25 protein-coding genes are annotated in these 24,872 nt (G+C 65.1%); 20 read left to right on the top strand and 5 right to left on the bottom strand.

Going from position 1 to position 24,872, the window contains the following annotated elements:
* Positions 1–2: 2 nt before the first annotated feature.
* The 7 genes from bcp to OK352_RS10115 all read left to right on the top strand — a co-directional run bounded on the left by bcp (position 3) and on the right by OK352_RS10115 (position 5,212).
* Positions 3–476, top strand: a complete 474-nt coding sequence (gene bcp, locus OK352_RS10145) for a thioredoxin-dependent thiol peroxidase (protein WP_265141357.1) — start codon at positions 3–5, stop codon at positions 474–476.
* 103 nt (positions 477–579) lie between these two features.
* Positions 580–1,074, top strand: a complete 495-nt coding sequence (gene uraD / locus OK352_RS10140; protein ID WP_265141356.1) for a 2-oxo-4-hydroxy-4-carboxy-5-ureidoimidazoline decarboxylase — start codon at positions 580–582, stop codon at positions 1,072–1,074.
* Positions 1,071–1,412 carry a hydroxyisourate hydrolase gene (gene uraH, locus OK352_RS10135; protein WP_265141355.1) on the top strand — a complete coding sequence of 114 codons (342 nt, stop codon included), beginning with the start codon at positions 1,071–1,073 and terminating at the stop codon, positions 1,410–1,412. The genes uraD and uraH overlap by 4 nt, the downstream gene beginning before the upstream one ends.
* A gap of 1 nt (position 1,413) precedes the next feature.
* Entirely contained in the window at positions 1,414–2,307 is an 894-nt protein-coding gene (pucL, locus tag OK352_RS10130) for a factor-independent urate hydroxylase (RefSeq protein WP_265141354.1), read from the top strand.
* Positions 2,308–2,522: 215 nt separating this feature from the next.
* Positions 2,523–4,067, top strand: a complete 1,545-nt coding sequence (locus OK352_RS10125; RefSeq protein ID WP_265141353.1) for a nucleobase:cation symporter-2 family protein — start codon at positions 2,523–2,525, stop codon at positions 4,065–4,067.
* A gap of 43 nt (positions 4,068–4,110) precedes the next feature.
* A complete protein-coding gene (locus tag OK352_RS10120; RefSeq protein ID WP_265141352.1) occupies positions 4,111–4,245 on the top strand; it encodes a hypothetical protein in 135 nt (44 codons plus the stop codon).
* Positions 4,246–4,699: 454 nt separating this feature from the next.
* Positions 4,700–5,212: a helix-turn-helix domain-containing protein gene (locus tag OK352_RS10115; RefSeq protein WP_265141351.1), complete on the top strand. Its 513-nt coding sequence runs from the start codon at positions 4,700–4,702 to the stop codon at positions 5,210–5,212.
* 22 nt (positions 5,213–5,234) lie between these two features.
* Here OK352_RS10115 and OK352_RS10110 read toward each other — a convergent pair whose 3' ends face one another.
* Positions 5,235–5,978 (bottom strand): SDR family oxidoreductase, encoded by a 744-nt coding sequence (locus OK352_RS10110; protein WP_265141350.1) that lies wholly within the window; start codon positions 5,976–5,978, stop codon positions 5,235–5,237.
* Complete coding sequence (locus OK352_RS10105) at positions 5,975–6,739, bottom strand: IclR family transcriptional regulator (protein WP_265141349.1); 765 nt, start codon at positions 6,737–6,739, stop codon at positions 5,975–5,977. Before OK352_RS10105 ends, OK352_RS10110 begins: the two co-directional genes overlap by 4 nt.
* A 206-nt stretch (positions 6,740–6,945) precedes the next feature.
* Here OK352_RS10105 and OK352_RS10100 point away from each other — a divergent pair, with 206 nt between their 5' ends.
* From OK352_RS10100 to OK352_RS10075, 6 genes are all read left to right on the top strand, one after another.
* Complete coding sequence (locus OK352_RS10100) at positions 6,946–8,337, top strand: NAD(P)-dependent malic enzyme (RefSeq protein ID WP_265141348.1); 1,392 nt, start codon at positions 6,946–6,948, stop codon at positions 8,335–8,337.
* 6 nt (positions 8,338–8,343) lie between these two features.
* On the top strand, positions 8,344–9,942 hold the full coding sequence (gene aceB, locus OK352_RS10095; RefSeq protein WP_265141347.1) for a malate synthase A: 1,599 nt from the start codon (positions 8,344–8,346) through the stop codon (positions 9,940–9,942).
* Positions 9,942–11,270: a DUF6986 family protein gene (locus tag OK352_RS10090; protein ID WP_265141346.1), complete on the top strand. Its 1,329-nt coding sequence runs from the start codon at positions 9,942–9,944 to the stop codon at positions 11,268–11,270. The genes aceB and OK352_RS10090 overlap by 1 nt, the downstream gene beginning before the upstream one ends.
* A 109-nt stretch (positions 11,271–11,379) precedes the next feature.
* Positions 11,380–12,219 (top strand): bifunctional allantoicase/(S)-ureidoglycine aminohydrolase, encoded by an 840-nt coding sequence (locus OK352_RS10085; RefSeq protein ID WP_265141345.1) that lies wholly within the window; start codon positions 11,380–11,382, stop codon positions 12,217–12,219.
* 273 nt (positions 12,220–12,492) lie between these two features.
* The gene (locus OK352_RS10080; protein ID WP_265141344.1) at positions 12,493–12,870 is read left to right on the top strand and encodes a hypothetical protein; all 378 of its coding nucleotides are present in this window, start codon (positions 12,493–12,495) and stop codon (positions 12,868–12,870) included.
* A gap of 39 nt (positions 12,871–12,909) precedes the next feature.
* Positions 12,910–13,167: a ribbon-helix-helix protein, CopG family gene (locus tag OK352_RS10075; RefSeq protein WP_265141343.1), complete on the top strand. Its 258-nt coding sequence runs from the start codon at positions 12,910–12,912 to the stop codon at positions 13,165–13,167.
* 678 nt (positions 13,168–13,845) lie between these two features.
* Here OK352_RS10075 and OK352_RS10070 read toward each other — a convergent pair.
* Positions 13,846–14,283 carry a hypothetical protein gene (locus OK352_RS10070; protein WP_265141342.1) on the bottom strand — a complete coding sequence of 146 codons (438 nt, stop codon included), beginning with the start codon at positions 14,281–14,283 and terminating at the stop codon, positions 13,846–13,848.
* A 330-nt stretch (positions 14,284–14,613) separates the two neighbouring features.
* Between OK352_RS10070 and OK352_RS10065 the strand changes: the two genes are divergently transcribed.
* Positions 14,614–15,777, top strand: a complete 1,164-nt coding sequence (locus OK352_RS10065; RefSeq protein WP_265141341.1) for a M20 family metallopeptidase — start codon at positions 14,614–14,616, stop codon at positions 15,775–15,777.
* 254 nt (positions 15,778–16,031) lie between these two features.
* Here OK352_RS10065 and OK352_RS10060 read toward each other — a convergent pair whose 3' ends face one another.
* Complete coding sequence (locus OK352_RS10060; protein ID WP_265141340.1) at positions 16,032–16,538, bottom strand: hypothetical protein; 507 nt, start codon at positions 16,536–16,538, stop codon at positions 16,032–16,034.
* Positions 16,539–16,997: 459 nt separating this feature from the next.
* On the opposite strand from OK352_RS10060, the gene OK352_RS10055 reads away from it, so the two are divergent.
* The 5 genes from OK352_RS10055 to allB are packed head-to-tail and all read left to right on the top strand — an operon-like array spanning position 16,998 to position 23,013.
* On the top strand, positions 16,998–17,789 hold the full coding sequence (locus tag OK352_RS10055; RefSeq protein WP_265141339.1) for a hydroxypyruvate isomerase family protein: 792 nt from the start codon (positions 16,998–17,000) through the stop codon (positions 17,787–17,789).
* A gap of 48 nt (positions 17,790–17,837) precedes the next feature.
* Positions 17,838–18,716 carry a 2-hydroxy-3-oxopropionate reductase gene (locus OK352_RS10050; protein ID WP_265141338.1) on the top strand — a complete coding sequence of 293 codons (879 nt, stop codon included), beginning with the start codon at positions 17,838–17,840 and terminating at the stop codon, positions 18,714–18,716.
* A gap of 24 nt (positions 18,717–18,740) precedes the next feature.
* On the top strand, positions 18,741–20,519 hold the full coding sequence (gene gcl / locus OK352_RS10045; protein ID WP_265141337.1) for a glyoxylate carboligase: 1,779 nt from the start codon (positions 18,741–18,743) through the stop codon (positions 20,517–20,519).
* A gap of 8 nt (positions 20,520–20,527) precedes the next feature.
* Positions 20,528–21,658 carry a glycerate kinase gene (locus OK352_RS10040; protein ID WP_265141336.1) on the top strand — a complete coding sequence of 377 codons (1,131 nt, stop codon included), beginning with the start codon at positions 20,528–20,530 and terminating at the stop codon, positions 21,656–21,658.
* Positions 21,655–23,013 (top strand): allantoinase AllB, encoded by a 1,359-nt coding sequence (gene allB, locus OK352_RS10035; protein ID WP_265141335.1) that lies wholly within the window; start codon positions 21,655–21,657, stop codon positions 23,011–23,013. Before OK352_RS10040 ends, allB begins: the two co-directional genes overlap by 4 nt.
* A 32-nt stretch (positions 23,014–23,045) precedes the next feature.
* On the opposite strand, the gene OK352_RS10030 is transcribed toward allB, so the two are convergent.
* On the bottom strand, positions 23,046–23,591 hold the full coding sequence (locus tag OK352_RS10030) for a hypothetical protein (RefSeq protein ID WP_265141334.1): 546 nt from the start codon (positions 23,589–23,591) through the stop codon (positions 23,046–23,048).
* A 155-nt stretch (positions 23,592–23,746) separates the two neighbouring features.
* Here OK352_RS10030 and OK352_RS10025 point away from each other — a divergent pair, with 155 nt between their 5' ends.
* Complete coding sequence (locus OK352_RS10025; RefSeq protein ID WP_265141333.1) at positions 23,747–24,775, top strand: methyltransferase; 1,029 nt, start codon at positions 23,747–23,749, stop codon at positions 24,773–24,775.
* Positions 24,776–24,872 lie beyond the last annotated feature (97 nt).

The raw sequence follows: 24,872 nt of genomic DNA, 5'->3' as shown, positions 1-24,872 counted from the left end.
CAATGACGAAACAACTCACCGTAGGTGACACCGCGCCCGACTTCACTCTGCCCAATGCGCAGGGGGAGGACGTAACGCTGAGTCAGCTTCGCGGACGCGACGTTGTCGTGTACTTCTATCCGAAGGCCGAGACGCCTGGATGCACGACGGAAGCGTGTGACTTCCGCGACAACCTGGCGTCTCTGCGCGGTGCCGGTTACGAGGTCATCGGCATTTCGGCCGACCCGGTGGAGGCCATCGCCTCCTTCGCCAAGAACCACGACCTGGTGTTTCCGCTTCTCTCGGACGCCGGTGCGTCGGTTTCGAAGGAGTACGGTGCCTGGGGCGAGAAGGTGATCAACGGAACCGCGATGGTCGGCGTCCTGCGCTCGACGATCGTCGTCGACAAGGCAGGCGTCGTCTCGCGTGCCGAGTACAACGTCAGCGCCGAGGGACACGTTGCCGCATTGCGCCAGGAACTCGGGATCGACGCCTAACGACACTCCGGCCTGTCCTTGACAGAGCCGGGGCTTCAGGCTTGTATAAATGAAAATGAAATAGATATTTCAAACTACGGAATTATTCGCCAGAGGATCAACGATGCAACTCGAGCAGTTCAACCAGCTTCCCGATGAGGAGGCCGCTGACGTTCTGCGCCCCTGTCTCGACATTGAGCGATGGGTCAGTGCGATCATCGATGCGCGCCCATTTGCAAGCCGTCAGGAGCTGACCGCGTTCGCCGCCGAAGCCGCGTCGCCCTTCACTGACGCGGAGCTGGAGCGGGCGCTCTCGCACCACCCACGCATCGGTGAGCGCGCGTCGGGGCAGAGCACCGAAGCATCCCTGTCTCGCTCTGAGCAGGCGGGTCTCGACTCTTCACAGGAGATCGCGGACGCCCTCGTCGAAGGCAACCGCGTCTACGAAGCGAAATTCGACCGTGTCTTCCTCATCCGCGCTGCCGGGCGCAGCTCCGAAGAGATCCTCGCCGCACTGAATGCCAGACTCGGGCATACCCCCGAGGAGGAGCGGGCGATCGTCGACCACCAGCTGCGCGAGATCGCGACGCTGAGATTAGAAGGAGTAGTGAGCGCATGAGCGTCTCGCACGTGACCACCCACATTCTGGACACGATGGTCGGGCAACCGGCCACCGGGGTCTCTGTCGTTCTCGAAGCCCAGAACGGCGAGACTTGGGGCCAGGTAGCCACGGGCTTCACCGATGCTGACGGGCGGGTGAAAGACCTTGGCCCCGCGCGACTCGACTCCGGCACCTACCGGCTGCGATTCGACACGGGCGCCTACTTCGCCGGCATCTCCCAGGACACCTTCTTCCCGGAGGTCTCGTTGACGTTCAGCGTCGACAGTGAGCAGGAGCACTATCACGTGCCGCTTCTGCTCAGTCCGTTCGCCTATTCAACATATCGAGGGAGCTGAGATGAGCAACGCCATTCTCGGAAAGAACCAGTACGGAAAAGCCGAGGTCCACGTCGTCCGCGTCAAGCGCGACACCGACCGCCACGAGATCAAGGATCTCAACGTCACCAGCCAGCTGCGTGGTGACTTCGAAGAGGTGCACAGCACGGGGAATAACGCCCACTGCCTGCCCACCGACACGCAGAAGAACACGGTCTTCGCCTTTGCCAAAGAGGGCATCGACTCACCCGAGCAGTTTCTGCTCGGGCTGGCCGACCACTTCATCGGCGGCTGGAGCTGGGTCGATGGCGGACGCTGGGAGGCCGAGCAGTCTCAGTGGGATCGCATTCTTGTCGGAGGAGCCGAGCACGATCATTCGTTCGTGCGCAACGGCACCGAGATGCGCACGGCCGTCGTTGTGGGTGACGGGGATAACCGCACCGTCATCGGCGGACTGCACAGCCTCACCGTGCTGAAGTCGACGGGCAGCGAGTTCGTCGGGTACGAGAAAGACAAGTACACGACCCTGGCGGAGGCCACCGATCGGATCCTCGCCACCGACGTTGCCGCACGCTGGCGGTACAACACCACAGACGTCGACTGGAATGCGACGTACGAGAGCGTCAAAGCACTGCTGCTCGAAGGGTTCGCCGAGAAGCACTCGACGGCACTGCAGCAGACGCTCTTCCAGATGGGCGAGAAAGTGATCAACGCCCACCCCGAGATCGACGAGCTGAAGTTCTCGATGCCCAACAAGCACCACTTCGTCGTCGACCTCTCGCCGTTCGGCCTCGACAACCCCAACGAGGTCTTCTACGCGGCCGACCGCCCGTATGGCCTGATCGAGGCGACCGTCCTCCGCGACGGCGCGCCGCTCAACGAGAAGGCCTGGGAGGGCATCGCCGGCTTCTGCTGATCCGTGGGCCCCGGAGTCCGCTCCGGGGCCATCTCGGCTCACTCACAACTGCACACTGACCGCACGTCTCGCCGCCGCCAGGCGAGCGCCGATTCGTGCACCCGATTCATTTCTTTAATCATTAAAAACAACCCAGTCGATCATCGACACCAAGCCGTGGGTTCGATCGAAACTCCTGGTCGAACGTATCCCCGCATCTGGACGAGGAGGTCCACATGTCTCGAGCACAACGCACACGTACAAAGCGCCCCATTGACCCGCAGCGCCCCGAAGACGAGCGGATGCCGGTCGGAAGCGCGTTCGCCTATGGGCTGCAGCACGTTCTCACCATGTATGGCGGCATCATCGCCGTGCCGATCATCATCGGCGGTGCCGCCGGAATGACTGGCGGCGAGATCGCCGTGCTGCTGGCATCCTGCCTCTTTATCGGTGGTCTCGCCACGGTGCTTCAGACCGTCGGCATACCGTTCTTCGGCTCGAAGCTCCCGCTGGTTCAGGGAGTCTCGTTCGCCGCTGTCGCCACCATGCTGTCGATCCTCAATCAAGGCAGCGGAATTCAAGCGGTCTTCGGTGCCGTGCTCGTCGCGTCGATCATCGGCCTGGTGATCGCGCCGTTCTTCGCGCAGATCGTCCGGTTCTTCCCGCCGCTCGTGACCGGCATCATCATCACGACCATCGGGCTCACTCTCGTTCCCGTGGCGGCCGGCTGGATCGTGGGAAATGATCCAGACGCTCCCGACTTCGCCGACCCGAGCAACGTGGCGCTTGCGGGTATCACCCTCGCGATCATCATGCTCCTGAGCAAAGTGGGCAACGCCACGATTTCGCGCCTGTCCATCTTGATCGCGCTCGTGCTTGGGACCGGTGTCGGCGCGCTCATGGGCAAGGTTTCGTTCGACGGCGTCTTTGACGGCGCCATCGTCGCGTTCCCCAACCCGTTCCACTTCGGCCTGCCCGTCTTCGAACCCGCGGCGATCTTCTCGATGTTCATCGTGATTCTCGTGATCATGACCGAGACGACGGCCGACCTGATCGCCGTCGCCGAGATCACCGGATCGAAGGTGGACTCGAAGCGAATCGCCGCAGGGTTGCGCGCCGACATGCTCTCGAGTGCGGTCTCGCCCGTGTTCAACTCGTTCACGCAGAGCGCCTTCGCACAGAACGTCGGTCTGGTCGCCGTCACCAAGATCAAGAGCCGCTGGGCTGTCGCCGCGGGTGGCGTGATCATGGTGCTGCTGGGTCTGCTTCCGGTGCTCGGGCGACTCGTCGCCGCGATTCCGATGCCGGTGCTCGGCGGCGCAGGGATCGTGCTGTTCGGAACGGTCACCGCCAGCGGCATCCGTACGCTGTCGAAAGTCAGCTACAAAAACAACATGAACCTGATCATCGTCGCGACGGCGATCACGTTTGGTGTGCTCCCCGTTGTGAACGAAGACTTCTACAGCAACTTCCCTGCGTGGTTCCAGGTGATCTTCGACTCGGGCATCAGCTCGGCTGCGGTGATGGCCCTGCTGCTGAACCTGTTGTTCAACGTGTTCACCGTGGGCAACTCCAAGAACCAGTCGGTGTTCGGCGCGGCTCCGACGCGGCAGATTCCAATTCAGGTGATCGAGTGTCTGGAAGATGGAGATCGCTGCGTCGACGGCAAGATCGTGGATGCTGACGACAATGAGGTCGTGCTCGTCGACCCCGCCGGCGACAATGTGCCCCTGTCGGACTCCGACGCGTCCGGACCGTCACGGACGGAACCGGAACCGTAGAGGACGCGTGCCGCGCCCGCGGCCGCGTCGTCACCCAGATCAGGTGGGAGAAGCCAGGCCGCTGCGGCGTAAGCCGCGGCCGATGTACGGCATTCCGGATGCTGTGATGCTGAGGGAGTTCACCGTGGCGTTCGGCGGCAGTTCGGCCATCAGCAGGACTGCCCGGGCAGCATCCTGAACCGAAAAGCTCGGCTCGACGATGCGCTCTTGCGAGCGGATTCCCTGAGAGTCACATGTGGCGTGATCCAGTGACGTGAGGCGTGACCGCTTGTGGATAACTGGCTCGGCTGTCGGTGTGTCTGAGTAGTGTCTTTTCGCGATGTTGCGGAGGGAGACGGAGAGACTGTGGGCGGGTTGCCGAGGGATCGTGATGCGCGGAAGTGTATTGACGTTCTACTGAAAGAATTCGGATGGACGTATCGCGAGTCCGGATCACGGGCCCATCCGGCTGGAATTCTTATGTGCTCCGAACGCGGCGTTTCTGGCTGTCGAATCAGCATTGCGAGTACCGGCCTCAACACGGCAAAGAAGACGTGGCAGCGCGCGAGACGATGCCATCACGGTTGCGCACCGAATCGAAATCACTGGTGACAAATATGTTGGCATATGACAACATTGGGGAGGGGGGGGTAATGAACATCTACGGCATCATTGCGGTCATCGAGGGTTTTGACCTCGAGAGCTCTGTCCAAAACGCCCACCTGGACGCACTCAGCTATGTGACCGTCGTCGGAGAGACCTTCGGCGTTATGACGATCGATGCCTCTGTGCAAGGCTCGACCGCCACGGAGGCGGTTCGGCAGTTGACCCAGGACCTCGACGCGATCAATGTCACCGTGGTGAGGATAGATCCAGATTTGGTGAGTACGAGTGAGATCGCTCGTCGACTGAACGTCAGTCGTGAGACGGTGCGTCTCTGGTCTTTAGGCCGTCGGCGTGCGGACTTCCCCGCCCCGTATGGCGATATCGGCGACTCCCAGATTTGGCGCTGGGCCCACGTGTGGGAGTGGGCCGTTCATCAACGTCTCACGAGCGCAGACGACGAGATGCCATTGCCTGTCGATTGCGTCGACGTGGTCAACGGCGATCTGGCGCGCGGGCGGCTCTCCGGTGAGGCGATGCACCAGGGCGCCGTCTTCGTCTGAGCGCGCTGGGGCGTTTCGGGCGTCAGCCGCGGCCGATGTACGGCATTCCGGATGCTGTGATGGTGAGGGAGTTCACCGTGGCGTTCGGCGGCAGTTCGGCCATGAGCAGGACTGCCCTGGCAGCATCCTGAACCGAAAAGCTCGGCTCGACGATGCGCTCGCCATTCGGCTGAAGTGCTCCGTCTGAGAGACCGATGGAGCGCGTGAGGTCGGTGGCCGCATTGCCGATGTCGATCTGCCCGCACGTGATGCCGAAGGGGCGGCCGTCGAGATCGATGGACTTCGTCAGCCCGGTGACCGCGTGTTTCGTCGCCGTATAGGCGGGGGAGAGCGGGCGCGGCGTCTGCGCCGAAATCGACCCGTTGTTGACGATGCGACCGCCCTGCGGCGACTGCGCCTTCATCGTGCGCACGGCCGCCGCACTGCACAGCATCACTGCCGTGAGGTTGACCGAGAGGGCGCGGTTCCATTCGTCGAGATCAAGGTCGTCGACGGCAGCGGACGCCGGGAAGACCCCCGCATTGTTGAACAGCACGTCGACCCGACCCCACGCGGCGACGGTGCGCTCGAAGACGGTGTCGACCTGCACAGGATCGGTGACATCGGCCGGGATGACCAGTGCGTTCGGGGTTCCGGATGCTGTCTCAACGAGCGGCTGCTCGCGACGACCGACGAGCGCGACACAGAAGCCGGCGTCGAGCAGCGCGCGAGCGGAGGCCCGACCGATGCCCGAGGCCGCGCCCGTGACGACGGCGACGCGACTCACGCGAGCGTGAGATTGTCGGAGATCGTCTGCGCGGCTTCCGTGAGCAGCGGAATCGCACGTGCGGCGAACGCTTCGTCGACACGACTGTTGGGGCCAGACACCGAGATCGCCGTGGGCGTCGGAGCATCCGGAACCGTCATGGCATAGCAACGAACCCCGAGCTCCTGCTCGCCCTCGTCAATGGAGTACCCGCGTTCTCGGATGCGCTCGAGTTCGGCCAGAAGGTCGTCGACCGTACCAATGCTGTTCTCGGTGGGTGTGGGCATACCCGCGCGCTCGACGATTCCGCGCACGCGCTCCTCCGGCAGCTCCGCGAGCATTGCCTTGCCGACGCCCGTGTCGTGCGTGTGGGCGCGGCGGCCCACCTCGGTGAACATGCGCATCGAGTGCTTTGACTGCACCTGTGCGATGTAGACAACCATGTCGCCGTCGAGCACAGCCATGTTGGCGCTCTCGCCGAGGTCGGCCACGAGCGACGCGAGTTGCGGGCGTGCGAGGGCGCCGAGCTGCTTGTTGGCGCCTTCGCCGAGGCGGATCAGGCGGGGCCCGAGAGCGTAGCGGCGGTTGGGCAGCTGGCGGGCATAGCCAAGCGAGACCAGCGTGCGCAGCAGGCGGTGAATCGTGGGGAGGGGGAGGTCGGTCGATGACGACAGTTCACTGAGCGTCACTTCGCCCCCGGCATCTGTGATGAGTTCGAGAAGTTCGAACACGCGCTCGACAGACTGCACGCCTCCGGACGGTTTCGCTTGCTTGGTCGGCATCTGCTCCCTCTTCCGTGAATGTTTCATTCCATCATGCGAGAAATCTGTCGTGCGCGCAATGGGTGGGCCGGAGTGTTGCGGTGTGAGACAGCATCCGGACCCCTGTCGTGTCGCGTGGACTTGTGATTCCATCTAGCAAATATTATTATCCATAATACGAAAAGAATCGATGAGCTTTCGAGCAGACCCTCATAGAGGAGGACCCCATGGCGAACCCCGGTCCCGGGAATTCGATCACCTTGCGCCTTGACGCTCCCGCGAACTACACCGCCACCAGCGAGCTTGCGGCGGCTGCCGCGCGCGTCGGCGCTGTCGTCACCGGACTGGATGTCGTGGAATCGCACCACTCAGGCATGGTCGTCGACCTGACCTGCAACACGTCGGGAACCGAGCACGCCGACGAAGTGCGGGGCGCTTTGAACGAGTTGGACGGCGTTGACGTGCGCAAGATGAGCGACCGCACCTTCCTGATGCACCTCGGCGGCAAACTCGAAGTCGTGCCGCGCGAGCCGATCCGCAACCGCGACGACCTCTCGCGCGCCTACACACCGGGTGTCGCCCGCGTCTGCATGGCGATCGCCGAGAACCCCGCTGACGCCCGCGCGCTCACCGTGAAGCGCAACACCATCGCCGTCGTCACAGACGGATCGGCCGTGCTGGGCCTCGGGAACATCGGGCCCGCCGCCGCCCTGCCGGTGATGGAGGGCAAGGCAGCGCTGTTCAAGCAGTTCGCCGGCGTGGACGCGTGGCCCGTCTGCCTCGACACGCAAGACACCGAGGAGATCATCCAGGTCGTGAAGGCTGTCGCGCCCGTGTACGGGGGAGTGAACCTCGAAGACATCGCGGCACCGCGCTGCTTCGAGATCGAGGCACGGCTGCGCGAAGAACTCGACATCCCCGTGTTCCACGACGACCAGCACGGCACAGCAATCGTGACACTTGCCGCCCTGACCAACGCGCTGCGGGTCGTGGGCAAGAAGATCGAGGACGTGCGCATCGTCGTCTCGGGCGTTGGGGCGGCCGGGAACGCGATCGTGCAGCTGCTGCAGGCACAAGGCGCCCGCAACATCATCGCGTGCGGCAGCCGTGGGGCGATTCACGAGGGCGAGACGTACGAGGACCCGCACCGGAGGCAGCTCGCCGAGACGACGAACCCAGACGGATTCTCAGGCAGCCTCGCAGAAGCTGTTGCCGGAAGCGACGTATTCATCGGCGTGAGCGCACCGGACATCCTGACCGGAGACGACATCGCGGCCATGGCTGACGACGCGATCGTCTTCGCGATGGCGAACCCGGTGCCCGAGATCGACCCGGTCGTCGCCGCGCGCACGGCCGCCGTCGTCGCGACCGGACGCAGTGACTTCCCCAACCAGATCAACAACGTTCTCGCGTTCCCCGGGGTGTTCCGGGGTTTGCTCGATGCGGGCGTGTCGGACATCACGGCACCTATGCTGGTCGCAGCCGCACAGGCGATCGCCGACCGCGTCGAGGGGGACGAATTGAACGCGAGCTACATCATTCCGAGCGTCTTCGATCCGCTCGTCGCGGCAGACGTCGCGGAAGCCATCGTCACAGCAGCAGAATCACACAAGGAGTAGAGGCCCGTGTCACTGACAGCGAAAAATTCCGAAACCGCGCCGCGCGGAGACGAGATTCTCACCGACGACGCACTCGCCTTCGTCGAGAAGCTGCACACCGAGTTCGCAGCCCGGCGCGACGAGCTCGTGGCCGCCCGCCGCACGCGCCGCGAAGAGGTCGCACGCACCGGCAAACTCGACTTCCTGCCCGAGACCGCCGACGTGCGGGCCGGCGACTGGACCGTCGCCGCGGCCCCCGAAGCGCTTCGTGACCGCCGAGTCGAGATCACCGGGCCGGCAACGCCCGCGAAGATGGCGATCAACGCACTCAACTCTGGCGCCAAGGTCTGGCTCGCCGACCTCGAAGATGCCAGCACCCCACACTGGCTCAATGTGATCGACTCGCAGCTCAACCTCAAGGACGCCGCTCGCGGCATCCTGGCCTTCACCTCACCCGAGGGCAAGCAGTACACGCTGCGCGACGACGAGCCGCTCGCCGTCGTGGTCGTGCGCCCGCGCGGCTGGCACATGAACGACGACAACTTCGACGTCGACGGTTCTGACGCGGTCGGCGCGCTGATCGACTTCGGGCTGCACTTCTTTCACAATGCGGAGTATCTGGCAGCATCCGGCCAGGGGCCCTTCTACTACCTGCCGAAGATGGAGAGCCACCTTGAGGCGCGGCTGTGGAACGACGTGTTCACGTTCGCCGAGGCCGAGCTGGGGATCCCGCACGGCACCGTGCGCGCGACCGTGCTGATCGAGACGATTCCCGCCGCGTTCGAGATGGACGAGATCCTCTACGAACTGCGCGACCACGCCTCGGGGCTGAATGCCGGGCGCTGGGACTACCTGTTCAGCATCATCAAATACTTCCGTGACGCCGGGAGCGATTTCGTGATACCCGACCGCGCGAGTGTGGCGATGACGGCGCCGTTCATGCGCGCCTACACCGAGCTGCTCGTGCAGACCTGCCACAAGCGTGGCGCCTTCGCGATGGGCGGCATGGCGGCGTTCATTCCGAACCGCCGCGACCCCGAGGTGACCGAGGCCGCGATCGCGAAGGTGCGCGACGACAAGTCCCGCGAGGCGAAGGACGGCTTCGACGGATCGTGGGTGGCGCACCCCGATCTGGTGCCGATCTGCCGCGAAGAGTTCGACGCAGTACTGGGCGAGCGGCCGAACCAGATCGACAGGCAGCGCCCCGATGTGAACGTCACCGCCGCCGACCTGCTCGATGTGGCATCGACGCCAGGCGAGGTGACGGAGGAGGGGCTGCGGCTCAACCTCTACGTGGCCGTCGCCTACACGGCTGTGTGGCTCTCGGGCAATGGCGCCGTGGCGATCCATAATCTGATGGAGGATGCCGCGACCGCGGAGATCTCGCGCTCGCAGGTGTGGCAGCAGCTGCACAACCGCGTGCGCTACGCCGATACCGGAAACGAGGCGACGCCAGAACTTGTGACACGGCTGCTCGGCGAAGAGACCGACCGGCTCCGCTGCGAGGTCGACGCCGAGGCGTTCACGCAGTTCTACGAGCCGGCGAGCACGCTCATCCGCGACATCTGCCTCTCCGAGGACTACGAGGACTTCCTGACGACCCCGGCCTACAAGCTGGTGCGCTGATGGTAGCATCCGGAATCGATCCTTCGCGCGGCGAGGCACCGCAGGGCGGAGTGCCCGCGGGGTTGTCGCTCACGGCCGACGACATTGCCCGGGCCGACGCGCATCTCGCGCCCACGGACCGCCTGCTCGAGACCGCGTACCCCGGGGATGACGGCAGCAGGCAGCCGATCCACACCGTGTACGTTCCGGGCGACCGGTACACCCCCGAGCTTCCCGCTCAGTGGGGCGCGGATGCTGCGACCGCCGTCGCCGCCGCAGGAGGAACCGCCGCCCTCTGTGCCGACCTCGGCCTCGACGACGACCTGACCGCGCAGATCGCGCCGCTCGTCGACGCCAAGCTCGCCGCCGAGCCCATCGAAGATCTGCGCATCGACTTCGAGGACGGCTTCGGCGACCGCGGAGACGCCGCTGAGGATGCTGCCGCCGAGGCAGCCGCCGCGAACGTCGCCGCCGCGGTGAGCGCCGGGCAGGCGCCGCCGTTCATCGGCATCCGGTTCAAGTGTCTTGAGGCGGCGACGCGGCACCGTGGACTCGCGACGCTCGACCGCTTCGTGACCACGCTCGCGCAGGCCAGCCCGCTGCCCGACGGCCTCGTGCTGACGCTGCCGAAGGTGACGACCATCGACCAGGTCACCGCCATGGTCGAGGTCTGCGAGCGGCTCGAGGGCGCGCTGGGGCTTGACGCCGGGCGCCTGCGCTTCGAGGTGCAGATGGAGACGCCGCAGCTGATCCTCGCCGCCGACGGTACAGTGCCGGTCGCGCAGCTGCTGCACCGGGCGCAGGGCCGCATCACATCGCTGCACTACGGCACCTACGACTACAGCGCAGCGCTGCAGATCGCCGCCGAACACCAGTCGATGGAGCACCCCGCCGCCGACTACGCCAAACAGGTCATGCAGGTCGCCGTCGCCGAGACGGGCGTGCGACTGAGCGATGGCTCGACGAACATCATCCCAGTGGGCGAGCCCGCGGCCGTGCTGAGCGCGTGGCGGCTGCACGCCCGGCTGGTGCGCCGCTCACTCGAGCGCGGCTTCTATCAGGGCTGGGATCTGCACGCGGCGCAACTGCCCACGCGGTTCATCGCCAGCTATGCGTTCTATCGCGAGGGCTTCGCCGCGGCGGCATCCCGTCTCGACAACTATCTGCACCACGCCGACGCGGGCATCATGGACGAACCCGCCACCGCCCGCGCCCTGGCCCGCTTTGTGCTGCGCGGCCTGCAGTGTGGTGCTGTGACGTCCGCTGAGATTCAGGATGCTGCCGGCACCACCACGCGCGAGTTGACGCAGCTCGCGCACCCCAAACTGGCTGTTGAGGAGAACGTATGAGCAACCGCACCTCCTACGTTCCAGCGACTAGCCTGCTTGCGCAGTCGCTATCGCCGCTGACGAGCAACCGATCAGGTCTGCGCACCAACCACACTTTGGAGGACCACGTATGAGCGACCGCACCTACTACGCGCCCGAGGGCGGGCTGCCGCCCCAAACCGACCTGCTGACCGACCGCGCGATCGTCACCGAGGCGTACCAGGTAACGCCGCGCGGCGTGCTGCGCGACATTGTCACGAGCAACCTGCCCGAGTGGCAAAACACGCGCGCCTGGGTGCTCGCGAAGCCGATCGCGGGCTTCTCGACCACATTCGCGCAGCTCATCGTCGAGGTGGGCGCGGGCGGCGGCAGCGATCGCCCCGAGCCGGAGGCCGGCGTCGAGAGCGTGGTATTTGTGCTGCGCGGCTCGCTCGTGGCGACGATCGATGGCACCGAGCACACACTGGATGCTGGTGGGTACGCGTATCTTCCCGCGGGCTGCTCCTGGACGCTGCACAACCGCTCGGGCGATGTGGCTTCGTTCCAATGGGTGCGCAAAGAGTACGAGCCGCTCGCTGGCGTGGCTGCGCCGGCGGCGTTTGTCACGAGCGACGATGCTGTCGAGCCGACGCCCATGCCTGACACCGATGGCGCGTGGGCCACGACGCGTTTTGTCGACCCGGCTGACATGGCCCACGACATGCACGTGAACATTGTCACGTTCGAACCGGGCGGATCGATTCCGTTCGCCGAGACGCACATCATGGAGCACGGCCTCTACGTGCTCGAGGGCAAGGCCGTGTATCGGCTCAATGGCGACTGGGTCGAAGTGCAGGAGGGCGACTTCATGTGGCTGCGCGCGTTCTGCCCGCAAGCCTGTTATGCGGGCGGACCGTCGAAGTTCCGCTACCTGTTGTACAAGGACGTGAACCGTCAAGTGTCGCTGACCGGCAGCATCCTGAAGAGCTGACGCTTTTGCGCTGTGTGCGGGCACCTGGCGTTTGGCCGGTGCCCGCACTATTTTGATGTACCGATATACGGCGTACAGGTGACTCTTGGCCCCAGTTTTTTACCGTTCTCGTCGACATGTGACCATGATTTGTCCCCCGTTCGGGGTGTACTTCGGCTGTCGCGAGAGGCATAGGTCCAGATCATGACGTGTGCCTGACAGCGAGGACGATGAGCGATGACTGACGAGATGATGAAACGAACCGAGAGCCCCTCGAGGCGTACAGTTTTGCGTATGGGTACGTGGGCGGCACCCGTGGTCGCGCTCGCTGCCGCAACTCCCGCCGCCGCGGCATCAGCAGCCGAGGCCTGGGAGATTGACGTAACATCAGCCAGGTGGTCGCCCATAACGACGGGGCAGTTCTGGTTAGAGATTTGGGCTGACGTGTATTACCAAGGTGCGAACTCTGACCCTGCGCCCCCGAACGCCTCAGCAGTTCTCGGGGGCATCATGATGTCGACACCGACGTCAAAGCTTTGGTATCCAGATATATCCGGTGGCTATCTCAACGTGCAGTTTCTGACAAAAGCCGACGCGATTGCAGACCTTTCATACACGCTGACCATTGGTTCGCAGGTAGTGACGGGGACACTGACTGAAGAAGCGCCATAGGGCGACTCAATACGGGTCCATGTGACGGATGATTACATCATGCTTCGGACGCAGATCTCTTTGACAGCTGAGGAGCGACGACTTCTCAACGAGGAGGCTGCACGAACCGGGCGTTCGATCTCGGCGCTCATTCGCGGCGCCGTCTCAAGCGTGTACGGCTCGCAGCGGGATTCCGAGTCCGACCTTCGTTCGATAGAGGATGCCTTAGGTGCGTGGAGCGATCGCGACGTCGACGGTGCGGAGGACGTTGAGCGCATGCGTTCTGGTGCTCGCTTGGCCGAGGCCGTCGATCGATGACTGTCGTTGTCGATACGTCGATTCTCATTGACGACCTGCGAGGCGGGTGCCCCGCCGCGGACGTGCTTCGCGTAGCTCGCACGACTTGTCACTTTCATGCGAGTGAGGCGACGCGTGTCGAGGTGCTTGCGGGAATGCAAGCGTCTGAAGAAGTGCAGACCTGAATGCTCTTCAGCGCGGTGATGTGGCATCCCGTCGACGAGCACATTGCCGAGATCGCCGGTGGGCTCGGCCGGCGGTGGCTTCCAGGAAATCGAGGAATCGACTCTGCGGATCTTGCCATTGCCGCAACCGCTCAATCACTCCATGCCTCGCTCTTGACGCGCAATGTCAAACACTTCCCGATGTTCCCGAGGCTAAAACCACCGTACTAAGCGCGGGTTTCGGGCGCTCCGGCCGCGTAGAGCTAGCAGTCAGAGCACCTGAGCGCGCTAGAGGCGTCCGTTGCCGCCGATGCTTCATCGTCAGGTTGCATCCCCCATCGCGTCTTCGAGCTGCCATCGTCACGTATTCGCCATCAGATACAAAGACGTCGTCGCTGGCGGGACGGTGTTTTGTTATCAGCAGGTCGAGCGCATAGCGAAGAAACATGATGATCGCTCCACGACTCTTCGTAACCTCGTGGGGCCACCAGTCATCACCACGTGTCTGCGGGCCGAGCGTGCTGAAGTCGACAGCTCACAGCTTGTCGAGGATCATATTCGTCTCGTAGGTCTGAGACGTCCACGCATTACCGTCTCTTTCATTGAGGACGATGAAGAAGGTGGTGTCCCGGGGGAAGTTCTCATAATCAAGGGGGAGGTCCGCGTAACCATCCTGATTCGAGTTGGTGTAGAGGACGAACGTGCCGCTCACGTACACCGAGATCGTCGTTCCAGCGGGGGCTGGATCTCCAGCCGCCGTGGTGATGTAGGCGCGCATGAGAAAATCTGCGCCCGGATACGCGGCGATGCCCGCGTCGAAGCTTGTGATGGAGAACCCGGAAGTGGCTGATGCGGCGGCCGCCGGAGTTGCTGCAGCGACGGCGATGATCGGGACGGCCCAGGCACTTGCGGTGAGAACTCCGCGTCGTGTCGGTCGGACTGTGCCGTTCGACCATTGATTTTGCTCTGTCATGACTTCCCTCATTCGTGGGCGAACCCTGGAGCGGTGCATGGGACACCATGTCTCCGTGAACTTCGCGCGTCGTTGCCAGGCTATGCACCCTGGCCACCCGCGGCTAGAGGCGCCCGTGCGTCGAGGTATACGGTGTACACCCGTCTCTGTATTGCCCCGTGAGTCGGTCGACCTGTCATCGTGACCCGTGAACTGGGGGGTCAGCAATCGACCGACTTGTGTGGCACAGGCACCTGATTGAGCCGATAGTTGACGCGCCCTTGCTCCGTCCGCCCGCGCGGAAGCTGGGTACGGTGGGAACAACCACTGACGATGACGGAGGGGCACCCGATGAGCGACGCACTCAAAGAGCAGATCGCGGCAGGCATCGCCGAGGTCGACGACGAACTCGTCCGCCTGTCGAACACACTGCACGACAACCCCGAGACCGCGTGGCAAGAACATCGCTCCGCAGCATCCGTCGCTGATGTGCTCGCCCGGCATGGCTTCGCCATCGAGCATCCGTATCTCGGGCTCGACACCGCCTTCCGTGCCACCCTCGGCGATGGCCCATTCACCGTGGGCTTCCTCGCCGAGTACGACGCACTGCCCGGCCTCGGCCACGCCTGCGGACACAACCTCATCGCGGCGATGTCTGTCGGCGGCGCGATTGGGCTCGCCCGGGTGGCGGCCGAGGCAGGCATCACTGTCGAGGTGATCGGCACCCCGGCCGAAGAAGGCGGCGGAGGCAAGGTCGAACTCATCGACCGCGGCGCCTTCACTGAACTGGACTTTGCCCTCATGGCGCATCCGGCTCCCGAAGACGTCGCCGAGGCGCAGCCCTTCGCCGTCGCACACTGGCACGTCGCCTACGACGGGCGGTCCGCACACGCCGCCGCGTATCCGGATCGAGGCATCAACGCGAACGACGCATTCGTGATCGCGCAGACGGCAATCGGGATGCTGCGACAGCAGCTGCCCGCCGGAGTGCGTGTGCACGGCATCCAGACCCGTGGGGGCGAAGCGCCGAACGCGATTCCCGAGCGCACCGAGGGCCGCTGGTACGTGCGCGCGGATACGACAGATCTTCTTCTCGACGTCGAAGAGCGCGTGCGGCGCTGCTTCGAGGCAGGTGCGCTCGCGACTGGGGCCGAGCTCACGATCACTCCCGAGAGCGGCAGGTACCAAGAGATGAGACCGGATGCTGAGGCCAACACGTTTTACGTACGAAACGCCGAAGCTGTGGGGCGCCGCTTCGAGATCCCGCCCGAAGAAGCGAGCATGAACCGCGCTTCGACCGACATGGGCAATGTGTCGCAGATCGTCAACGCGATCCACCCGTTCATCGGAGTCGGCGGCGAGTACAGCAACCACCAGCCGGGCTTCGCCGAGGCGTGCGTCGGCCCCGTTGCTGAACAGGCATTGCGCGACGGCGCCACCGCGCTGGCCTGGACGGCACTCGACGTGGCAGACGCGCGAGGCGGTGCTCGCGGCCATCGGGCGCGCGAAACGTAAGCGGTATCGCGTGGGCGGTGGCTGTGAGAACGAACCTGCAACGGGGGCCGAAGCTGCTGCAGGGCACGGGCAGCCCGTTGTCGGGTCGCGACGACGCCCGGCACACATCGTTGAATGCAGCGTGGGCTCCAGAGTGCAACCTGGGACACCTGCTCGCAATTGCGCACATCTCTGGCGGGCTTCCCCCCCCCCGGGGCAAGTAGGCACGAGGAGCGCGACAGCAGCTCGGTTGAGCTCGGTTGAGGGCGAGGGCGTCAGCTGCGGCGAGGGTACGCACGCATGAGCAGCACGACAGCGACACAGATGAGAGCGAGAGCGCTGAGTCCTGTCGACACGGCATGAGCGGCCTCCCACGATGTGCGATATGCGCTCCAATCGTCGGGAAGCGTCGCGGGCGTCCATACCGCGACTAGCGCGTTCACCGGGCGATTGCCGAACCAGTACGCGAGCAAAGTCCCGAGCAGGCAGAGTGCGGCAACGAGGAACGCGATGCCGGGGGAGACGAGCCGTCGCGACAGCGCAAGCACGGCGAGCACTGCGGTCAGCACGAGCCCGAGGACCTCCGTGACCCCGCCAACGGCAGCGAATCCGCCGTAGAACGTGTGCATCACATCGAGCCATTCGGGCCCGTCCAGCGTGCGGCTGCCCGGCGACTGCAGCACGTGGGTCAGTGTGAGCCCGAAAACGAGGGTGCAGCAGAGCAGGGCGAGCCCGTGGAGCACGCGTGTCCCCCGGGGAGCGAGCATCGCCACCGATGTCATCGTGCTTCCTCGTGGTCTCGTTCCTGATTGAGCTCAGTGGCTCGCGGGCGCGCTACGCGGCGGCGGACCTGATGCCACTGCACCTCGCCGTGTCATCTTCGATTGTGCGCTCGGGCCCGCGTATGGCGCAACGATGCGACGAGACGTACGCCACGGGCCCGCGACGCCGTCTGGTGCCTCACATATCTCTTCGCTTCGCCGCACTTCTGAATTGGGGACCAACTTTCACTATGAAATTGGGGTTAAAAATTGGTCCCCAATTGGCGGCGGTGGCGTCGCGGGTCAGCGACGTGGGGCGGGGGCATCCAGCTTCGCCGATCCGCGAGACCGCGTAGCGGAGGTACTTCAGATCCGCGTGCCCGTGAAACTGCGTGGTTGACGCGGCCCCCATCGCCGTTTAGACTTTCATGCAGTAGAAAGTAAATTCCAAGATACGAAATACTTTGGAAGGGAAACGCCATGACGTACACGGTCAACGCCTCGATCCTTCTCACGGATCTGCCCATCAACGACCGCCCGGCCGCGGCGAAAGCGGCGGGCTTCGACGCCGTCGAGTTCTGGTGGCCCTTCGCCACAGCGGTTCCCGCTCAGGACGAGATCGACGCGTTCGTCGCCGCCGTCACCGATGCCGGCGTGCAGCTGACAGGCCTCAACTTCTTCGCGGGGAACATGCCCGGCGGAGAGCGGGGCCTTGTCTCGTGGCCCGCCCGCGCTGGCGAGTTCCGTGACAACATCCCCGTCGTCGTTGAGATCGGCGAGAGGCTCGGATGCCGTGGGTTCAACGCGCTGTACGGCAACCGCGTTGAGGGCGACGACCCGGCGGCGCAAGACGAGGTCGCGCTCGAGAACCTCGCCCTCGCCGCAGACGCCGTCGCCGCGATCGACGGCACCGTTCTGCTCGAGCCCGTCAGCGGAACCGACGCGTACCCGCTCAAGACGGCGCAAGACGCCCTCGATGTGATCGCGAAGGTCGGCAAGCCGAACATCAAGCTGCTCGCCGACTTCTACCACCTCGCCGTCAACGGCGACGACGTCGATCGCGTCATCGCCGAGCACGCCGCCGAATTCGGTCACATTCAGATCGCGGATGCTCCCGGCCGCGGCGAGCCCGGAAGCGGCGACCTTCCGCTCGACCGCTGGATCGACGACGCCCGCACCGGCGGCTACACGGGGCCCATCGGGCTGGAGTACAAGACGGCAGCCGAGAACCCCTTCTCCTGGCTGAGCGAGCAGACAGCATCCCGTGCCTAAGGCACGCCACCCCGAAAAAACTTCGACCACCACACAGGAGTGACAACAATGACGAACGTTGCAGTCATCGGACTCGGCATCATGGGCCTGCCCATGGCCGCCAACCTCGTGAACGCCGGATTCAGCGTCACCGGCTACAACCGCAGCCAGCCCAAGATCGACGAACTCGTGGCGAAGGGCGGCACCGGCGCATCGAGCATTGCGGATGCTGTCGCCGGCGCTGACGTCATCATCACGATGGTTCCCGATTCGCCTGACGTCGAGGCCGTCGTCTCGGGTGAGGACGGCATCTTCGCTCACGCCAAGAGCGGAGCGCTGTGGATCGACGCCAGCACAATTCGCCCTGACGTGGCAGCACGCCTCGCCGAGGACGCGCGCGCCGCCGGCATCCGTCCGCTCGACGCCCCCGTCTCGGGCGGGGAACAGGGCGCGATCGACGGCGTTCTCTCGATCATGATCGGCGGGGCGAAGGAAGACTTCGACGACGCGCAGCCGGTTCTGGATGCCGTCGGCAAGACCATTGTTCACGTGGGCCCCTCCGGCTCCGGCCAGACGGTGAAGGCGGCGAACCAGCTGATCGTCGCCGCCAACATCGAGGCGCTCGCCGAAGCCGTTGTATTTCTCGAGGCCTACGGCGTCGACACCGAGGCCGGGCTCAAGGTACTCGGAGGCGGGCTCGCCGGCTCGAAAGTCCTCGACCAGAAGGGCCAGAAGATGCTCGACCGCAGCTTCGACCCCGGATTCCGCCTCACCTTGCACCACAAGGATCTCGGCATCGTCACCTCGGCGGCACGCGAGGCAAACGTCTCGATTCCGCTCGGCGCCACCGTCGCCCAGCTGGTCGGCAACATCGTCGCCCAGGGCGACGGAGATCTCGACCATTCCGGTCTCTTCACTCAGGTTGCGCGCTCGTCCGGGCGCAAGTGACCGTCATACGTCTAGGAGAACATCATGACAAAGATGCGCACCGTTGATGCTGCCGTCCTGATCCTCGAGAAGGAGGGCGCGACCGAGACGTTCGGTCTGCCCGGCGCCGCCATCAACCCGTTCTATTCCGCGATGCGTGCCCATGGCGGCATCCGGCACACCCTCGCACGCCACGTCGAGGGCGCCTCGCACATGGCCGACGGCTACTCTCGGTCGGCGCACGGCAACATCGGCGTGTGCCTCGGCACGTCCGGCCCGGCCGGAACCGACATGATCACGGGGCTGTACGCCGCGATCGCCGACTCCGTTCCGATTCTCTGCATCACGGGCCAGGCGCCCACACACGTGCTGCACAAGGAGGACTTCCAGGCCATCGACATCGAGTCGATCGCGAAGCCCGTGACGAAGTTCGCGATGACGGTGCTGGAGCCCGCGCAGGTTCCCGGCGCGTTCCAGCGCGCCTTCCAGGAGATGCGGACGGGCCGGCCTGGTCCGGTGCTGATCGACCTGCCGATCAACGTGCAGATGGCCGAGATCGACTTCGACATCGACACATACGAGCCGCTGCCCGTCGCCACACCGGCGGCAACGTCGGCTCAGGCGAACAAGGTTCTCGACATGCTCGCCGCGTCGCAGCATCCGCTCATCGTGGCCGGCGGTGGCATTTTCAACGCGGATGCTGCCGACGAGCTCGTGCAGCTGGCGGAGCTGCTCGACGTGCCCGTCGTTCCCACGCTCATGGGCTGGGGCGCGATTCCAGATGATCACCCCCTGATGGCGGGCATGGTCGGCATTCAGACTCAACACCGCTACGGCAACGCGTCGTTCCTCGAGTCTGACTTTGTTCTGGGCATCGGCAACCGTTGGGCCAACCGGCACACCGGCGATCTCGAGACGTATCGGGCCGGGCGCACCTTCGTGCACATCGACATCGAGCCCACACAGCTGGGCCGCATCTTCGCTCCGGACTACGGCGTGGTCTCGGATGCCAAGCTGGCGCTGCAGGCCCTTCTCGACGCTGCCCGTGGGCGCTCGGCGGCGGGCACACTGCCGGACTACAGCGCGTGGGCGAACGAGTGCACGGCACGCAAGGGCACGATGCACCGCAAGACGCACTTCGACAACGTGCCGCTCAAGCCGCAGCGCGTCTACGAGGCGATGAACACGGCATTCGGCGAAGACACCACGTATGTGTCGACGATCGGTCTGTCGCAGATTCAGGCGGCGCAGATGCTGCACGTGTTCGGCCCGCGCCGCTGGATCAACGCCGGTCAGGCCGGCCCGCTCGGGTGGACCGTTCCCGCGGCCCTCGGCGTGGTGCGCGGCAAGCCGGACCAGAAGGTCGTTGCGCTCTCGGGCGACTACGACTTCCAGTTCATGATCGAAGAGCTCGCCGTCGGTGCACAGCACAACCTGCCCTACGTGCACGTGGTCGTGAACAACTCGTACCTCGGGCTGATCCGTCAATCGCAGCGCGGCTTCGATATGGACTATCAGGTGTCGCTCGCGTTCGACAACATCAACTCTCCCGAGACGAACGGCTACGGCGTCGATCACATCAAGGTGGCTGAAGGCCTCGGCTGCAAGGCGATCCGGGTGGAGCAGCCCGACGACCTGGCCCCGGCTCTGGCGAACGCGCAGGCACTCGCCGAAGAGCACCGGGTGCCCGTGATCGTCGAGGCGATTCTGGAGCGCGTGACCAACGTGTCGATGGGCACGAGCATCGCGTCGATCAACGAATTCGAGGAACTCGCCGAGGCTTCCGCCGATGCTCCCACGGCGCTCACCGAATTGCAGGCATAATCTGTGCCATGCGTATTCTGATCGCCACCGATAAGTTCAAAGGTTCCCTCACCGGCCCCGAAGTCGCCGCATCCCTTGCGGCGGGCCTCGACGGGCACCGCGTCGACACGGTCCCCGTGGCCGACGGCGGTGAGGGAACCGTGGACGCGGCGATCGACGTCGGCTTCACTGAGCACCGCGCGACGGTGTCAGGGCCGACGGGCGAACAGGTGGAAGCCCGGTTCGCCGTCCGCGGCGGTGAGGCGGTCATCGAGATGGCGGCCGCGAGCGGTCTGGACGTCCTTCCCGGCGGCACGCTCGCCCCGCTCACCGCGTCGAGCCGCGGCACCGGCGAGCTGATCCGCGCCGCCCTCGACACCGGATGCACACGCATCACCATCGGCGTGGGCGGAAGTGCCAATACCGATGGGGGAGCTGGTGTGCTCGTCGGCCTCGGCGCCCGGCTTCAGGATGCTGCCGGAACTGCGATCGCCGACGGCGGAGCAGCGCTCGCCGACCTCGCGAACATCGACCTCTCTGGCCTCGACCCGCGCGTGGCGTCGTGCGAGATCGTGCTCGCCGCCGACGTGGACAACCCACTGCTCGGCGTACGCGGAGCCGCGGCCGTGTTCGGGCCGCAGAAGGGCGCGACGTCCGCAGACGTCGAGAGACTGGATGCTGCGCTCGCGCACTTCGTCGACGTACTCAGCACCGCCGTTCCCGCTGCGGCCGACCACGTTGCCGCGCCGGGCGCCGGTGCCGCCGGAGGGGTCGGATTCGCCGCCCTCGTACTCGGCGCTCACCGTGAGCCGGGCACCGTCGTCGTGCAGCGGCTCACGGATCTGACCGCGAAGATCGCTGAGGCCGACTTCGTCATCACGGGCGAGGGCAGCCTGGACGAGCAGAGCCTCGGCGGCAAGGCACCGATCGGCGTGGCGAAGGCGGCGATCGCGGCGGGAGTTCCCGTCGTAGCCGTGTGCGGCCGCACCACCCTTGATGACACGACTTTGCGCGAGGCTGGCTTCGCCGCCGTCTACGCGCTCTCTGACCTCGAGCCCGATGTGCAGAAGAGCATGGCCGGTGCCTCCGGCTTGCTGCGGCAGATCGGAACGACAATCAACGCGGACGCCGAGAGGCTCACGCAAGGAGTGACACCGTGACAGACAACACGACAACCGGCGCAGCATCCGGCCCATACGATCTCGTGATCCGCGGCCGCGTGCTCACCGCTGACGGCGAATCTCCGCGCGAGATCGGTGTTGCCGACGGGCGCATCGCCGCCATCGCAGCATCCGGGGCCGGTTTCGACGCCGACCGCATCGTCGACCTTGCCGATGACGAAGTGCTGCTTCCCGGCCTCGTCGACTCGCACGTGCACGTCAACGAGCCCGGCCGCACCGAGTGGGAGGGCTTCGCCTCGGCGACGCGGGCCGCCGCTGCCGGGGGAGTGACCACGCTCATCGACATGCCCCTCAACAGCATCCCGCCCACCGTCACCGTCGACGCGCTGAACGTCAAGCGTGACGTCGCCAGAAGCCAGGCTCACATCGACGTGGGTTTCTGGGGAGGCGCCGTTCCCGGCAACACCGCCGATTTGCGCCCGCTGCACGACGAGGGCGTCTTCGGCTTCAAATGCTTTCTGCTGCCCAGCGGCGTCGACGAATTTCCGCCGCTGCCGCTCGATGAGATCGAGACGGACATGCGCGAGATCGCGTCGTTCGACTCGTTACTGATCGTGCATGCGGAAGACCCTCACTCGATCGAGACGGCGCCCCAAGAGTTCGGCCCGGGCTACGCGGGGTTTCTCGCCTCACGCCCGCGTGACGCCGAGAACGCGGGAATTGCTGCTGTGATCGACCGTGCTCGCCGCACCGGCGCCCGCGCGCATATTCTGCATTTGTCCTCCAGCGACGCACTGCCGATGATCGCCCAGGCGAAGGCGGACGGCGTGCGGCTCACCGTCGAGACGTGCCCGCACTACCTCGCGCTGTCCGCCGAGGAAGTTCCGGATGGCGCGACGGCGTTCAAGTGCTGCCCGCCGATCCGTGAAGAGGCGAATCGCGAACTGCTGTGGCAGGGGCTTCTCGACGGCACGATCGACTGCATCGTGTCCGACCACTCGCCGAGCACCGAGGAGCTCAAGGGCACGGGCGACTTCGGGACCGCCTGGGGCGGAGTTTCGTCACTGCAGCTGGGCATCTCGCTGATCTGGAACGAAGCGCGCCGTCGCGGCATCCCGCTCGACCGCGTCGTGTCGTGGATGTCGACGGCACCCGCGAACCTGGTCGGCCTGCAGCGCAAGGGGCGACTCGAGGTGGGGGCTGATGCCGACTTCGCCGTGTTCGCGCCTGACGAGCAGTTCACCGTCGACGTCCGCGCCCTGCGGCACAAGAACCCCGTATCGCCGTATGCGGGCAAGGCGCTCATGGGAGTTGTGCGCCGGACTGTGCTGCGCGGCATCGAGGTCGACGGCGACGTGCCGCGGGGTGAACTGCTGCGTCGTGGAGAGGTGTAGGCACGATCAACGATCGGGCGGCGCGTTCACCGCTACCTGTCCGGCCCCCACAGCGATGATGCATCCTTCGCAAACACGAGGATGCTGTATAGCACTGTTCCGGCGACGAGCACCCAGATTGCGGGGCCGGCGTTGATTTCGTCGGCATCGGTCACTTGGGTCTGAGCTGCCCACAAACCGAGCACCGCGACGATGAGCAGCATCCCAATGATGCGCACCGCGATGACGCCCCAGCGTGACACCGCGCGCATCGCGATGAGCAGAAGCGAGACGAGGGCGACGACGACCACGACGTAGATTCCCACCAGCAGGCCGAGAGTGAGGTTCTCGCTGAAACCGAAATCAGGGCGCCCGCTGTTCTGCATGAGCCCCGAGATCACTTCTCCCAGGTTTGAGGTGGGCGACCGCTCATCGTGCCTGGTGATGGTGAGCGGGGTGACGATGGCTGCAATAAGAACCGCGGCCACGACGATGGCGGCGAAGCCGGTGAACATCCCGCGAAGAGTGGCGATCTCGTTGCGCGCGGCCCACAGTCGAGCCTCCAACTGAACCACGTCGGGCGATTTGCTCTCGCTCATAGAAATCATTGTGGCCCTGAGCGAGCGCTCGGGTGTGAGATGATGCGGCGCGTCGGGCGACATAGCGCGCCGTGACGGCTTCGGCGAGACTCACCGTGCTCGCATGGGGATCTACACTGGCGGTGAGTGCCAGGGAGCGCGAAGGAGCGATGACGATGTCAGCGACGGACGCAGAGCCTTCGGGGTGGCAGCGGCTTGCACCCCTCATCGACCTGGTCACGCCGATGGCAATGCGCGTTGCCGCAACTTTCGCGCTCGCTGACGAGTTGCGCGACGGTCCGCTGCGCGCGGACGAGCTCGCACGCCGGGTCGGAGCGAATGATGAAGCGCTCGAACGCATGATGCGACACCTCGTCACACACGGTGTTTTCGTCGAGCCCGAGAGGGGAGTGTTTGGCACGAACTCCCTTGCTGCTCTTCTCGACTCTGATCACCCGTCGGGAATGCGCGAGAACCTCGATCTCTCGGGATTTGGCGGGCAGATGGACCTCGTCTTCACCGAGCTGATGCACACGGTGCTCACGGGGGAGCCCGCGTGGCAGACAATGTTCGGCGCACCGTTTTGGGAGCATGTGACGGAGTCGCCCACGCTGAACGCATCGTTCGACCGGGTCATGTCCTCCGGGAGCGAGTACGTGAGCGACGACGTCGCGAGTTTCGAGTGGTCGCGCGCTCGACACATCGTCGACGTTGGCGGGGGAACCGGTCGCTTGATCGCGGCTCTCTTGCGCCAGCATCCGGGCATGACTGCGACTCTCATCGACCTGCCTGCAACCGTGGAGCGGGGTCGAATGTTCCTGCACGATCAGGGAGTCGCCGACCGCGTGCGCTATGTGGCTCAGAGCTTCTTCGAGCCGTTGCCCGGGGAGGGCGACGTTTATGTTCTGAACAGCATTCTGCATGACTGGAACGATGAACACGCCGTAGAGATCCTGCGACGATGCGCCGACGCTGCGGGCCGCGAAGGGCGCGTGGTGATCATCGAGAACGACACTGCGGCCCGTGCCGAGCACGCCGAGATGGATTTGCGGATGCTCGTGCTCTGCGGTGGCCGCGAGCGTACGATCGCTGAGTTCGAGCAGTGCGCGCACGCGGCCGGTCTTGCGATGGTGGCGACGCGGTCGACGCCGCTGGGTCAGATCGGCATTGAGCTGTGTGCACAGGGCGAGCACGGCGGTCGGTGAGTGCCGGGCCCCGGCGACGGGGTGCGACAGCTTCCGATGTTCGGCGTAGCGATTGTTGCGCTCGTCCGGCGGTGTCGCATCTACCCGGACAACCTGG

This window comes from Microbacterium sp. MPKO10 (genome assembly GCF_026107415.2).
Taxonomy (GTDB): Bacteria; Actinomycetota; Actinomycetes; order Actinomycetales; family Microbacteriaceae; genus Paramicrobacterium.
The sequence above is the reverse complement of the archived record's forward strand: the minus strand, read 5'-3'. Positions and strand labels throughout refer to the sequence as shown.